Raw genomic sequence first — 13,228 nt, 5'->3', positions numbered from 1 at the left:
CTCCCGGGATTATGCAATCATATAGGCGCGCTGGAACAGGACACAGCAAGCGATGAAAGAAACCACGCGGATCGCGGCTATGACGACCGATTGCGGCAAGTAAGGGCCCCCTGCCCGTCCAAGCAGGCTGCCTACCAGCGTGATTATGACAAAGCCGAGCAGTTGCGGCCCGTATGTGATGGCCTGCGTTTCGGACAGGCTGTGCAACAGGAATGCAATGCCATAAGCCACCAGCGCGATGGGTTGCACCAGCTTGGCCACCTCTTTTGCTGAACGGCCCTTTGCGATCAAACCAAACACCATAAGTGGGCCCGGTGTTGCTGCCCAGACGGTCGCAAGCCCGGACAGTCCTGTAATGGCTGAAAACCCAAAACGCCCGATTGTGCCGCGCAAGGGAAGCAGGGTGGTGATTAAACCGATCAACAACAAGCAGGCCGTCAAGGCCAGAACAAACGCCTCGTTCAACAACGGATAAACAGTAAGACCGGCAGCTACACCGACACAACATGCGATGATCGCATTAAGAATGAGTGGCTTGTTGTTCTTTAGTACATGACGGTCCGTCGCGACTACCGACACAAGGGTATTCAGCAACAGCAATATGGGAACTGCCGTCGAGGTGCCGAGCAGGATCATCATCGGGGGACCCGCGATGATACTGAAACCGATGCCCACGCCAACCTGCAGCATTGCCCCGAGGCAAATGGCGGCCATCAAAATGGACAGATCAATGGTCACATAGCACTCCTGCAGCTTTGGCATTGTTGCAAGACCTCAGATATCCTGAGGTTACGGCCATGGTCCATGTCATTCCTTCATTCGAATTGATTGGCACGCACTAACGCTGCCGGGGCATCAATCCAGAGTATAGCTCGCGGGCCGCTACGGAATGTGCCATTTGCGCAAGTGTCGTCAGATCATACACGGGAAGGCACAGTTCTTCCTGAAGGCGCGATGCGTAGGGCGGCAGGTCTGTACACTCCAAAACCAGTGAGCGGATATCAGGGGCCTCAAGCATCAGGCTACGGGCTGCGTTCAGGACCTCGGCCTCGATCAGGTCTGTGTCCATACGGGTGCGGGTATTCCGCAAGATCACTTCTGCAAATTCACTAGTGTCCTCCAGTCCCTTCACCGCCACCGGAACACCGGCGGCACCGACGCCTTCAAAATGCCGGGCAGTCAAAGCAGAAGCGTCTGCAGTCAAAACACCCACCGGAGCGTTCGCGCCGGTCATGTGATAAGCCAGCGGCACCTGGATCAGGCTGGAAGCAAACACCGGAACTGAAACCGCTGCAGCCAGTTCTTTTTGAAACAGCGCAAGAAAGCCACAGCTGCCGGTAATGGCGCGCACGCCTTCGGCCTCAAGCCGTTTGGCACCTTCGATGAAGGGTTCAAGCAATTCCGGCGTTGGGTTGTTCAGAAGTGTCGGGACAGTCACCCCGTCGATCATTTCATACAGAACCGGAAATGGCAGGCTGGACGGATTCTTGATATGGCCCGGTGGCTTTGGGAAATAGCTTTCAAGGCAAAGCACACCGATTGAGGCCCCGCAGATATTCTGGCCGCCTTGATAAATTGGCATTGTCATCAGGTCCTTTTTTGATTTGAAAGTTCAAAACCGGGTTGGTGTATACGGTGCTAGATCGATATTCGGGATGCGATCCGAGACGATATCCGCCACTAGCTCGCCGGTTTTCGGGGCCATCATCAGCCCGTAATGAGAATGCCCGAACGCTGCATAGAGCCCCTCTTGGTCTTTTACTTGCCCGATTGCGGGCAAGCTGTCCGGGAATGACGGGCGCCGACCCATCCAAAACCGCGCCTCACCTGTATCAAGCTCGGGCATCATAGCCTTGGCCTGTTGGGACAGGATTTTCTTCTTCCGTGGGTCAGCGGGTGCATCGGCGCTGCCGAATTCGGCTGTACCGGCGACCCTAAGCCCCCCAAGCATCGAACTTGCGACCACCTTTGCATCCACATCCATGACCGAGTTGTTCAGTTCGACCGCAGGGGTTGGGAATTCGACATGATATCCCCTTTCGGCCACGAGAGGCATAGGCAATCTCAATGGTTTCAACAGGTCGGCAGACCATACGCCTGCCGCAAGAACAACATGGCTGGCGGTTAGCGTATCCTGCGCAGTTGCAATCTGCCAACCACCCTCTTCTGCGGGGGTAAGCTTGGTGACTTCGGTTTGCACAATCTCAGCACCTTGCACTTGCGCCTTTTCGGCCAAAACCGCTCCCACACGTCCCGGAGCGGTTACACGCGCTTGCCCTTTGATCACGATCGCACCTTTGAACGCTTCGGACATAGCGGGCTCCAATCGGCGCAGTTCGTCACCGTCGACGCGTTCCAGATCGCCGCCTTTTTCTCGGCGGATAAGATATCCAAGCCCGTCCAGATCAGCCTGTTCTGGTCGGCGAAAGGCGTGGATGTAATAGCTATCGGTGATCAGGTTCTCGTGCCCGGTACCATGTAAATGACGCCGGTACAGATCGACGGAGGGGCGACAAAGAACCTCCATCGCGTCCGAGACTTCGCGAACAGTTTTTTCTCCTGAGTTTCCGAGAAATCGCAACCCCCAAGGAATCATTTTGGGCCAGAAGCTGGGCCTAACTGACAGCGCGCTCTTTGGGTCAAGCAGCATTTTGGGCAGCATTTTCCAGATACCGGGCATTGCTTGCGGAATGATCGACCAAGGCGAAACCACACCAGCATTCCCGAACGAGGTTTCCTGACCCGGCTCACCTCGATCGATCAGCCGAACCTGAATGCCCCGTTCCTGCAGCGACAAAGCGCAACAGATGCCGACGATTCCTGCGCCGATGATGGTCACTTGTTCTGTCATCAGTTCAGGCCGGAGATTGACTGCGGTTGCGCGCGATCAATTGGGTGACGATGACAGGCGAGGCAACGGCCAGCGCGATCAGGTCTGCCGTCAGGCTGGGCGCGACAAAGATAATCCCCGCGAGGGCCATCAGAATCCGCGCCGCAACATTCATCGGTTTCAGCCAGTAGCCCACAACCGCAGCCGACAGGGCGATGACCCCGGCGATACAGCTGGCGGCGGTGTAAGTGAACTCCCAGAAATTGAAGCCGGTTGAGGATACGAACAGCAGAACTGGCGCATATACGAAAGCCATCGGCGCAATCACCTTGCCCAATCCAAGAGTGAATGCCGACAGGCCAGTGCGGAACGGATTCGAGTTGGCGATTGCAGCAGCCGCGTAGGCTGACGTACAGACCGGTGGCGTGATCTCGGACACCACGCCGTAATAGAGCACGAACAGGTGGCTGGCGATGGGCGGCACGCCAAGCTGCGCCAGTGCAGGCTGTGCGACCGATACCAGCATGATGTACAACGCTGTGGTCGGGATACCTGCGCCCATCAGGATACAGACGATGGCTATGAAGACCAGTGAGATGAATAGCTGCAGGTCTTCCATGGCAAACAGCTGGAAGCTGCCGAACGAGATCATGTTGTAGATATCTGACGCCAGATTGCCCGCGCCCTGTGTCACCATGAAGCCAATGCGAAAGCCGATGCCAGTGGTGTTGATCACTCCGACCACGATGCCAACCGCAGCCGCTGCGGCACCAACGGCCAGCGAGTACTTCACGCCCAGTTCGACCGCCTGCAGCATCTCGGGCACTTCAATCCGTTTCTGTGGATTCAGCGTGGCAATAACCGACAGGCCACAGAGGATTGCGGTCATCGTCAGGTCGAACCCGCCATCCGAGAATTTCCAAAGCACAAAAGCCAGGAAAGCCGCGGCATAGACCAGCGTTGGCGGCTGCTTAATCCGCGACATGCCCGCGATAACCGCCAGAGAAATACCGCAGAAAGCGGACATGAACGGCGTGTAGCCCGTAAACAGCACCACCAGCAGGCCGATCAGTGGCACGATATTGGCCCAGCCTTCCGCCCAGACGGCTTTGAGTTGCGGCAGTTGCTCTTTCGCCAGACCCTTCAGGTTCAGCTTGCGTGCCATCAGGTGCACCACAGCGAAGACGCCGACATAGTGCAGAATTGCTGGGAAGATCGCCGCGATTACAATGGTGGTGTAGGGGACCTCAAGGAACTCGGCCATGATGAAGGCCGCAGCGCCCATGATCGGCGGAGTGATTTGGCCACCAGCAGAAGACGCAGCCTCAACTCCGCCCGCAAAATGGCCCGGGTATCCGAGACGCTTCATATTGGGAATGGTCAACGCGCCGGTCGATACGGTGTTGGCCACCGATGAGCCCGAGATCGTGCCAAAGAAAGCCGAGGAAACCACTGATACCTTTGCCGGACCGCCAGTATAACGGCCCGCAAGTATAGTCGCGTTGTCGATGAACAGCTGCCCCAACCCGGTGCGCTGAGCGATGACCCCAAACAAAACAAAGTGGAATACGATGGTCGAAACCACCCAGAGCGTGACGCCGTAGATACCTTCCTGCGGGAAATACATCGACGAGACGAAGGTTTTGAAGTTCACGCCTGGATGCTGCAGCAGGCCGGGAAAATATGGCCCCAGCAGGGCGTATGAGATGAACACACAGATGATCAGTGGCAGTACCCAACCCAGCGTGCGCCGCGCGATGTCCAGCACCAATAGGATGATGATGACGCCCAGAAACACGTCGTAGTTGTTTGGGTTGCCCATTCGGAAGGTCTGTTCTTCGATTCCGAGAAACGGAATGCCGCGCCAGGCAACACCGACGTAAAGCGCGGCAACGATGCCAAGCGCCATGAAAACCAGGTCATATAATGGGATGTTACCGATGCGGAACCGGCTGACCTTAAGGGCATAAAGGCTTTTGGCCCCGACAATCGGGATTGTGGCGTAGACCAGAATGAACAGCAGGGCGAGGTAGATGCCCATGTGCCAGTGGTCTGCGGGCAGGCCGAATCCGGCCGTGAAGAATTCGTAGAACGCTAAAATCAGGGCCACAACACGGAGAACTTTTCCAGCGGTGGGCGTCACCTGCCGGACGGCGGCACCTTCATCGAACTGTTCCTCGATGGCCGCTAGTTCCTCGGCTGTCAATTCGTGGTCATCAAGTTTCTGGGTCTCGGACATGATGGCCTCCCGATTTCGCATAGTTCCAGTGTGCGGTGCCCCACATAGGGGCACCGACGATACGGTTCAGTTTGTTGCGTTTACTGAAGAAGTCCGGCTTCTTTGTAGAACTTCTCGGCACCCGGATGCAGTGGAACACCCAGCGCCTCTACACCATCCAGCGCGGTATCGGGCGTGATCTGCTTACCCTTGGCATGGCCGTTGTCCAGTAGCTTGCGGGTGTTGTCGTTCCACAGGGCTTTGGTCAGCTTATATACAAGATCTTCGGACAGATCCGAGGACACAACCAGCATAGCACTGACCGCAGGGGTCTTGGTTTCCGCGTCTATGCCTTCATAGACACCACCCGGAATGGCCGAAGGAATATAGGCCGGAATGATCTCGTTGATCTTGGTCAGATCTTCATCGCTGAACGAATGCAGGTTCATGCCTTTGGTTGACGACAGTTGTACCATCGCGGCAACTGGCCAGCCCGCAGCGTAGAAATAGGCGTCTAACTGACCGTCAGCCAAACGCTCGGCGCTTTGACTGTTGTTCAGTTCGGCTTCATCCATATTGTCGCGGTTTACACCCCAGGCGTCGAGCATCTGCAGAACAGCAACCTGCGTACCCGATCCGGCCTGTGCGATACCGACGCGTTTGCCTTCCAGATCGCCCAGGTCGTTGATCGTCTGACCGGCGGGCAGCACGAGATGCAGGTCCTCGGGGAACAGATTTGCAACGATGCGGAGGTTGGGATGAGGTTTACCCTCGAACTTGCCTTCACCCAGATACATCGATCGGGTCACATCAGCCGCGGCCAGACCGGCCTCAAGCTCACCATTCTGCACGGCGGCGTTGTTGAATACAGACGCTGTTGTGGATTGCGCAATCGCGATCAGGCCCGGAACGCCACATTGGCCGCCTTCTTCACATGGACGCGATCCTGGAGGGGCGGAAATTCCGTTGGCGATGGTGCCGCCGATGGGGAAGTAGGTTCCGCCTGCGCCACCGGTCCCGATGCGGAAGAATGTTGGATCCTGCGCCAGCGCAGGGGCGGCAAGCGCGCCTGCCAAGGCCAGTCCGGTCAAACATTTCACGAATTTCATAATCATCTCCGTTGTTGGATCGCTGGATTCGGTTTTCCCGAATTCGATCTTCTCAGCGTAGAGACGATTCGCATAAATGCAAATTTTTTATACTTCACAAAACTAAGGTTTTATTTATACATTAACCATGAACCTTATGCAGCTCACAGTGTTTCGCGAAGTGATGGAGACCGGCTCTATCTCGCAAACTGCCAAGAAACTGAATCGCACTCAGCCGGCGATTAGCCTTGCGTTGAAAAACTTGGAAAAAACGCTGGGACTGACCCTGTTTGAACGCAAGGGAAGACGCCTGGTTCCGGTTCCTGAAGCGCACTACCTTCTGGCCGAAACCACAGGCATTCTGGACCGTCTCGCCACCATCTCCAGCACAATGGAAGGGTTGATCAAAGGGCATGCAGGCAGCCTGAACATCGCAACGATGCCTGGCCCGTCCGCCTTTTTGTTCCCGCGTTTCATCAGCCAGTCGGTCGGAGAAAACCCCGATATTCGCATCACTCTTTCCACCCGCAGTTCACCTCAGATTATGGAGCTTGCAGGGACCCAGAACATCGACTTCGGATTTGCTGATTTCGAACATTCAGCGGGCAAAGAACCGCAGTACTCTGCCGAACTAATCAAAGCAGATTGCTTCTGTGCCATTGACCGCACCCACCCACTTGCTTCGCGTAAGAGCCTGACACTGTCTGATCTGAACGATACGCCTATGGGCGGCTTGCATGCGTCACACCCATTCCAGCGCAAAATCCGGCAGGAATTCGAGGAGGTCGGTGCTGAGTACAATCCGACAGTGACCTGCCAGTATTTTCAGCCGCTCATCCCCTTCGTCAGCTCCGGGCAATGTTGCAGCATCGTTGATCCGCTGACCGTCGTGACCGAGCAAGAATTGAACCTGTCCGACGGAAAGGTCGCTTTTTTGCCATTCAAGAAACCGCTCAGATATGAATACGCGATCCTTGAACCCAACCACCGGCCGCCGTCTCAACTGGCTTTAAAGATCAAAGCTGGATGGAAAGCCGAGGTCTTAAAAGTGTTGGAAGACGTGAAGGCGAATCCTCACACAGAATGGATCTTCCAGGCCGGGCGTGAGTAAAACTGATCGGCCCCAATGAGTTGATCTCTTGATCGCTCGAAGCGATTTACAGCGTCAAGTTGATTTGAGAAGAAAGGCGGCTGGTCGCAATTCACGGATTTAGAGTAACGCAGTTTTCGGTCGACACCGATGACGCACCAACCATCGAGTATTCATACGAATTGTTTCAAAGGAGCGTTTCAACCGTTTCAGATGGCTCAACAATTACCCCTTTTGGACACAATTTTGTCCCAAAATAAAATGTAATTGCACTCAATAGTTATCAATGTGGCATGATCATGATGCTTGTCGTCCAAATACCGGCGCTTAACGAGGAGGAAACCCTTGCCGAAGCGATCGCGGCAATTCCCCGATCGATTCCTGGCGTCAGTAAAGTTGAAGTACTGGTCATCGACGACGGCTCCACCGATCGGACCGTTGAAGTCGCCTGGAACGCCAAAGCTGATCACGTTCTGGAAATGAGCAGCCATGTCGGCCTCGCCCGTGCGTTCAGTGCCGGCATCGAGTATGCACTTTCATTGGGCGCGGATGTGATCGTCAACACCGATGCAGACAATCAGTATTGCGCTGACGACATTCCGGCCCTGATTGATCCGATACTGAAGCGTAAGGCACAAATCGTGGTCGGCGCTCGCCCGATCAGAGAGATCGAGGGCTTCTCGCCGTTGAAGAAAACCCTTCAACGGCTGGGCAGTTGGGTCGTGCGACTGGCTAGCAAGTCAGAAATCCCTGATGCGCCCAGCGGATTTCGCGCCTATTCCCGAGATGCCGCTGCCCGACTCTGTGTTGTCAACACTTATACCTACACTCTGGAAACCATCATTCAGGCCGGACGCAAACATATCCCGATGACCTCGGTGCCTGTTCGGGTCAACAAGGTAACACGCCCGTCTCGTCTGTTCAGAGGTATCGGAGAGTATGTCACCCGCTCCGCAAGAACTATTCTGCGCGTTTTTGTGATCTATGCACCATTGAAGTTCTTCCTGACGCTTTCGGCAGTATTCGCCTTGCCTGGCTTAATCGGGGTTGGGCGATTTCTCTATTATTACGCGACAGACGGGGGGGCTGGGCATGTTCAGTCGCTGGTTCTGTCCGGTGTGCTGCTGGCAATGGCCACGATACTGTTCGCCGTTGGTATCCTGGCCGATCTTATCGCCACCAACCGTAGTCTGCTGGAAGACATCCGGGCCCGAGAGTTGCTGCGCGCGCCGATTAGACCTACTGAAGTAATTTCCCTCGACCCGGTCAGGGCGGTAGAGAATGGATAATCCGGCGCTAGGCGATCAGCGAAACGCCGGATTGGTAGGGGCTATCACTCTTGATCGAGTGGTACGTGCGAGCATTGTCGTTGTCTTCGTGTTTATGCTGGTGCTGGCGTATACTCATAATGTGAATTGGGACGAATTCTATTTCCTGTCACATGTCCATGCCTTCCTCGACGGTCGATTGGACCGTCCAATGCAGACCTTCTTCGTGCATGGTTTCACATGGCTCGATGCGCTGCGGGGTCATGAGATGGAACAGATATTTGCAGCCCGGCTTGTGATGGTTGCATGCGTCGGGCTGACCACAATTTCTGTGCACCGTATCGCCCTGTATTTTACCGAACAGCGATTTGCCGATATCGCTGCTCTGGGTTTCCTGACTTCAGGCTACGTTTTGGCCTATGGCGCCAGTTTCCGTGCCGATCCCATTGCTGCGGCGTTACTGACTTCTTCGATTGCAATCTTGCTGACCACGCGCCTGTCTGTCTGGCAAACACTGGCAGCAGCGCTTCTGAGCGCTCTAGCCGTACTGGTTACGATCAAATCGGCACTCTATCTGCCCGCATTTCTGGCCGTGCTGATATGGAGGATCGAAGATCGAATAGCGGTACGGCGCATCACTATCACGGGTATCTTGGCGGCTGGCATTTGCGTGTCATTCTACCTCTGGCATGCGTCTGGCCTTCGCGTCGCCGAAGGCAACCAGACGGCAAACAATGCAAAGGACGCGCTGAATACGACGCTGTTGAAAAGCGGCATATTCCCACGATCAACTGAATTCATGAGTTGGGCTATGCTCAGTCTCCCACAGATCATTCTTGTGGGGATCGGACTGTGTGCCGGTCGGAATGCTCGGCGGGTTCTGTTGATTGCGCTCTTTGCTGCACCGCTCCTCTCGGTGGTGATCTATCGCAATGCCTTTGTCTATTTTTACCCCTTCGCTACCCCACTCCTGATGGCAGCCGTCGCGATCGGAGCACAGAGGCTTGGATCATCACGACGCTCGGCACAACTGGTGATGGTGATGCTTGCGGGGCTTTTTGTCCAGGCAGCCCTAGCACTGCAAGATCGTGCAGGAAACCAACGCGCCACTATTGCGGAAATTCATCGCCTGTTCCCAGATCAGGTCGCCTATATTGATGACAGCCACATGATCGCAAGTTTCCCGAATCCTGGTTTCTTCATGTCAGGCTGGGGCGTTGCACGCTATCAGGCGGCGGGCCAGCCCGTATTTGCCAGAATCATCGCAGAACAGCAGCCACCTCTACTTATCGCCAACAAAACTGCTCTGACGCTGACGATGGACCCAAGTTCGGCCAATGGAGCCGAGCCTGTGCTGCTGCCTGAGGACCACAAGATACTACGCGAGTCATATGTGCACTATTCGGGATCGATCTGGCTTGCCGGAGGATCAGTGACGCTGACCGACGAACCGGTTGAATTGGCACTTCCGTTCCCCGGACGATATCGGGTCGAAACCAGCCAGCCAGTACAGATTGATACAAGTGCCGTCGCATCTGGAGACATTCTTAGCATTGGCGCAGAGGCAGTAACAATCAACGGACCGAAAGGTGTTGCTGTCAGGCTGATCTGGGATACTGGTGTGGCTCCGGTCGCGCCAGAAAGCTTGGATCGAGAGGTTTATACCGGCTTCCGGATGCTTTCGCCATGAATACCGATATGCCTCTTTCCCCTCCGGTGGTCAGCACCACTCCGATACCATCTGAGCCCGGCAACAAGCGGGTGATTTTTTGGGGAACATATGATCTTAGCAAACCGCGTACTCGAATTCTCCGAACTGGATTGCAAGAGCTCGGCGTAGAAGTAATTGAAATCCACGCAGAGATTTGGCCCAAACACGCGGATAAAAGCCAGTTGAACATGGCTGTGATGATCCGAGTGTTGTTCAGCGCGCTCTTGGCCTATCCGCTTCTGATCCTGCATTATTTGTGTGCGCCTCGTCATGATTCAGTGATGGTTCCCTATCTTGGCGCGCTCGATACATTGGTGTTGTGGCCCTTTGCCCTGCTACGTCGGCGGCAGATCACCTGGGACATGTTCCTTTCGCTTTACGACACTGTCGTTAACGATCGAAGTATGGTTGGGGCCAAGTCACTGCCGGGCCGGATGCTTTGGGTCACTGAATGGCTGGCCTGCCGGGCAGCGCATCATGTCTTGCTCGATACGAAGGCGCATGCCGAGCATATTGCACGGATCTTCAATTTGCCTGAATCCAGGATTGGAGCAGTGCCGGTGGGAGCTGAGCCGGGATCCTTCCAGCGTCTGCCTCCTCCTGCGCGCCACGACGGTCCCACTACGGTGTTGTTTTACGGACAGCTCATCCCGCTGCATGGGCTTAAAACGATATTGACGGCAGCTACCTCGGATCGAGGTCGCGATATCAATTGGCACCTGATTGGCACCGGGCAAGAGCGCCTATTGCTCGAGACAGCTCTGGTGGATGCGGAGCATAAGCATATCTCCTGGCAGAAGTGGGTTCCCTATGAGGAACTGACCGAGGCAATTTCAAATGCCGACATTTGCCTCGGCATTTTTGGCGCCTCTGGCAAGGCTGCGTCAGTGGTGCCGAACAAGGTTTATCAGGCGCTGTTGTCAGGGCGTTCAGTGATCACCCGGAGCTCACCTGCCATGATCGAAACTTTCGGCACCGAAGCTCTCGGGGTGAAGCTTATCCCTCATTCAAATCCCGAAGCGCTGCTGGATGCCATCGCTGAATTGAGGCACGAGGGCTATCCGGTAATGCCTGAAGACAAACTGAAAATGGCCCAGCCGCATGAGATCGCGCGGACTCTTTGCGGATACTTGTTTCATTGTGCACCTCAAGCCGGATAAAACTGTGGTCGACATGACTGATACCACCATTATTTCCGCAGAGCATAGTGCTTCTGCCATCTATCACAGGCACTTTGGCCCGGCCCTGCCGCAATCCAATTGGGTGCCCGCGCCGCGGTATCTTCTAAGGCGTGATCGGGTTATGCGGCATCTCAAAAATCTGATGCCTTGCAGAGTGCTTGACATCGGGTGCGGACCGGCTGCGCTATTGTCAGAACTGGCAGAACAGGGTTTTGAAGCTTATGGCGTAGATCGTTCGCAGCAGGCCCTTGAACTGGCAGATAAGCTCAACACTCAAGCCAGCCCTATGACACTCTTGGCCGAGCTTGACCCGGATTGGAAAAACTCCTTCGACCTGATCATGTCATTTGAAGTGATTGAGCACTTGGAACAAGATATTGAGGCCATGAGAGAATGGCAAACTTATCTGAAACCCGGTGGAACAATGATCTTGTCGACGCCTGCGCACCCATCCCGCTGGAATGCGGCCGACGTTTGGGCCGGGCATGTTCGGCGCTACAGTAGAGAACTTTTAGTACATTCGGTTCAGGACGCCGGCTTCACCGTCGAGACTATTGAGTGCTACGGTTTTCCTTTGGCCAATATCATGGAGTATTGGCGTGCTCGGGCCTATGGGCAGATATTAGAAACCAACGCCAAATCTGGTAAAACAGCGAACGACCTTACCAACGAGAGCGGTAGCGATCGTTCCATTGAGCGGCGCTTCTGGCCTGTGTTTTCTTCCATACCCGCAGTCACGGTCATGCGGCTTTTTTTCCAGCTACAACGCCCGTTCCTTAACACCGAATTTGGAAATGGTTTTCTTGTAGTGGCGCGCAAAACGTAAACACATGGCTACCGCCCTGCGCTATATCGGCACCGCTGCTGCCCTGATCTTCATCGGAATCATTCTGGTTCGACACGCAGGAGACATTGCAGCGCTCGACCTCGGGTCAGGCCGCGCCCGTTATGCACTGCTAGGTGGGTTTACCCTTTATGTGCTGTCGCAGCTCGTAGGTGCTGTGGCTTGGGGGGTGACGCTAAACATCTATGACGTTGCCCTACCGCGCACACGCGCTGAAAGTCAGTTAATGGTATCGCAGATCGGGAAATACATCCCCGGCAATGTTGCCCACCTTTTGGGACGTTTCGCCCTCGCAAGGAGTGATGGAGTGCCATCCGCAATTATTGCGTCATCTCTGTTGCTCGAGATCGGTTTTCTGCTCGCCAGCGGTGCTCTGGTCGTCGGAATTGTGCTCCTGACCATGCCCGATCTTGTCGCCGCAGTAATTGCAGACCTTCCAGGATCCTGGCTCGATGGACAGATGATAATCATCTTCTTCGGAATTCTGGCCTGCATCATGATTGGCCAGATTGTGATCTGGCGCAAAGCTGGAAAACCGAAACTTAAATTTTCAAAATGCCTGATGCTATTGTTTCTGCATAGCTTCAACTTTTTGATGCTGGGTTTGTCACTTTGGTGTGTCGCACGGGCGATCTACCCTCAGGGTGGTGCCGGTATATTGCAATGCATCGCAATCTTTTCGACAGCCTGGGTCATCGGTTTTCTGATGCCGGGCGCACCCGGTGGTATCGGTATTCGAGATGGAATTATTGCTCTCGGACTTGGCCTTTTCACTGATCAGGGAGTCGGTCTAAGCGCTGCGATCGCGCATCGCGCGATCTCGGTTCTGGGGGATGTAGCTGTGTTTGGGCTTGGCGTAACCCTGCGCCGATATCTAAGCAGTGGTGAGCACGAAGCTGTATAGGTTTAAAAATTTGGATCGGGTCAGCCAGACAATTTGCAGCGGAGTCTATCGTATCTGAAGGTCGCCATGCGCTGTCTCAGGCGCTAGGGTGCCG

11 protein-coding genes are annotated in these 13,228 nt (G+C 55.0%); 6 read left to right on the top strand and 5 right to left on the bottom strand.

The genetic code is table 11. The annotated features are described in order from the left end of the window. Positions 1 to 9 precede the first annotated feature (9 nt). The 5 genes from ACR0DE_RS02140 to ACR0DE_RS02120 all read right to left on the bottom strand — a co-directional run bounded on the left by ACR0DE_RS02140 (position 10) and on the right by ACR0DE_RS02120 (position 6,157). Positions 10 to 738 carry a TSUP family transporter gene (locus ACR0DE_RS02140; RefSeq protein WP_170511778.1) on the bottom strand — a complete coding sequence of 243 codons (729 nt, stop codon included), beginning with the start codon at positions 736 to 738 and terminating at the stop codon, positions 10 to 12. A 100-nt stretch (positions 739 to 838) separates the two neighbouring features. Beyond that, positions 839 to 1,582, bottom strand: a complete 744-nt coding sequence (locus tag ACR0DE_RS02135) for an aspartate/glutamate racemase family protein (RefSeq protein WP_170407124.1) — start codon at positions 1,580 to 1,582, stop codon at positions 839 to 841. A gap of 30 nt (positions 1,583 to 1,612) precedes the next feature. Beyond that, positions 1,613 to 2,851 (bottom strand): NAD(P)/FAD-dependent oxidoreductase, encoded by a 1,239-nt coding sequence (locus ACR0DE_RS02130; protein ID WP_170561922.1) that lies wholly within the window; start codon positions 2,849 to 2,851, stop codon positions 1,613 to 1,615. A gap of 4 nt (positions 2,852 to 2,855) precedes the next feature. Continuing rightward, a complete protein-coding gene (locus tag ACR0DE_RS02125) occupies positions 2,856 to 5,069 on the bottom strand; it encodes a TRAP transporter permease (RefSeq protein WP_480751521.1) in 2,214 nt (737 codons plus the stop codon). A gap of 80 nt (positions 5,070 to 5,149) precedes the next feature. Beyond that, on the bottom strand, positions 5,150 to 6,157 hold the full coding sequence (locus ACR0DE_RS02120; RefSeq protein WP_480751519.1) for a TAXI family TRAP transporter solute-binding subunit: 1,008 nt from the start codon (positions 6,155 to 6,157) through the stop codon (positions 5,150 to 5,152). 127 nt (positions 6,158 to 6,284) lie between these two features. Between ACR0DE_RS02120 and ACR0DE_RS02115 the strand changes: the two genes are divergently transcribed. From ACR0DE_RS02115 to ACR0DE_RS02090, 6 genes are all read left to right on the top strand, one after another. After that, a complete protein-coding gene (locus ACR0DE_RS02115) occupies positions 6,285 to 7,247 on the top strand; it encodes a LysR family transcriptional regulator (protein WP_480751517.1) in 963 nt (320 codons plus the stop codon). Positions 7,248 to 7,525: 278 nt separating this feature from the next. After that, the gene (locus ACR0DE_RS02110) at positions 7,526 to 8,515 is read left to right on the top strand and encodes a glycosyltransferase family 2 protein (RefSeq protein WP_170395047.1); all 990 of its coding nucleotides are present in this window, start codon (positions 7,526 to 7,528) and stop codon (positions 8,513 to 8,515) included. Beyond that, the gene (locus ACR0DE_RS02105) at positions 8,508 to 10,184 is read left to right on the top strand and encodes a glycosyltransferase family protein (protein WP_170422658.1); all 1,677 of its coding nucleotides are present in this window, start codon (positions 8,508 to 8,510) and stop codon (positions 10,182 to 10,184) included. Before ACR0DE_RS02110 ends, ACR0DE_RS02105 begins: the two co-directional genes overlap by 8 nt. Continuing rightward, positions 10,181 to 11,365: a glycosyltransferase gene (locus ACR0DE_RS02100; protein WP_480751514.1), complete on the top strand. Its 1,185-nt coding sequence runs from the start codon at positions 10,181 to 10,183 to the stop codon at positions 11,363 to 11,365. The genes ACR0DE_RS02105 and ACR0DE_RS02100 overlap by 4 nt, the downstream gene beginning before the upstream one ends. A 13-nt stretch (positions 11,366 to 11,378) precedes the next feature. Further along, on the top strand, positions 11,379 to 12,212 hold the full coding sequence (locus tag ACR0DE_RS02095) for a class I SAM-dependent methyltransferase (RefSeq protein ID WP_480751510.1): 834 nt from the start codon (positions 11,379 to 11,381) through the stop codon (positions 12,210 to 12,212). Between the two features lie 4 nt (positions 12,213 to 12,216). Continuing rightward, complete coding sequence (locus ACR0DE_RS02090) at positions 12,217 to 13,134, top strand: hypothetical protein (RefSeq protein WP_480751507.1); 918 nt, start codon at positions 12,217 to 12,219, stop codon at positions 13,132 to 13,134. Positions 13,135 to 13,228 lie beyond the last annotated feature (94 nt).

Source organism: Ruegeria sp. C10, from assembly GCF_056537805.1.
This window is presented reverse-complemented; position numbering and strand designations above follow the sequence as displayed.

Coding starts and splice junctions, on each gene's coding strand:
- ACR0DE_RS02110 (WP_170395047.1), top strand. CDS start 7,526: ATGATGCTTGTCGTCCAAATACCGGCGCTTAACGAGGAGGAAACCCTT.
- ACR0DE_RS02100 (WP_480751514.1), top strand. CDS start 10,181: ATGAATACCGATATGCCTCTTTCCCCTCCGGTGGTCAGCACCACTCCG.
- ACR0DE_RS02125 (WP_480751521.1), bottom strand. CDS start 5,069: ATGTCCGAGACCCAGAAACTTGATGACCACGAATTGACAGCCGAGGAA.
- ACR0DE_RS02095 (WP_480751510.1), top strand. CDS start 11,379: ATGACTGATACCACCATTATTTCCGCAGAGCATAGTGCTTCTGCCATC.
- ACR0DE_RS02120 (WP_480751519.1), bottom strand. CDS start 6,157: ATGAAATTCGTGAAATGTTTGACCGGACTGGCCTTGGCAGGCGCGCTT.
- ACR0DE_RS02115 (WP_480751517.1), top strand. CDS start 6,285: ATGAACCTTATGCAGCTCACAGTGTTTCGCGAAGTGATGGAGACCGGC.
- ACR0DE_RS02090 (WP_480751507.1), top strand. CDS start 12,217: ATGGCTACCGCCCTGCGCTATATCGGCACCGCTGCTGCCCTGATCTTC.
- ACR0DE_RS02105 (WP_170422658.1), top strand. CDS start 8,508: ATGGATAATCCGGCGCTAGGCGATCAGCGAAACGCCGGATTGGTAGGG.
- ACR0DE_RS02130 (WP_170561922.1), bottom strand. CDS start 2,851: ATGACAGAACAAGTGACCATCATCGGCGCAGGAATCGTCGGCATCTGT.
- ACR0DE_RS02135 (WP_170407124.1), bottom strand. CDS start 1,582: ATGCCAATTTATCAAGGCGGCCAGAATATCTGCGGGGCCTCAATCGGT.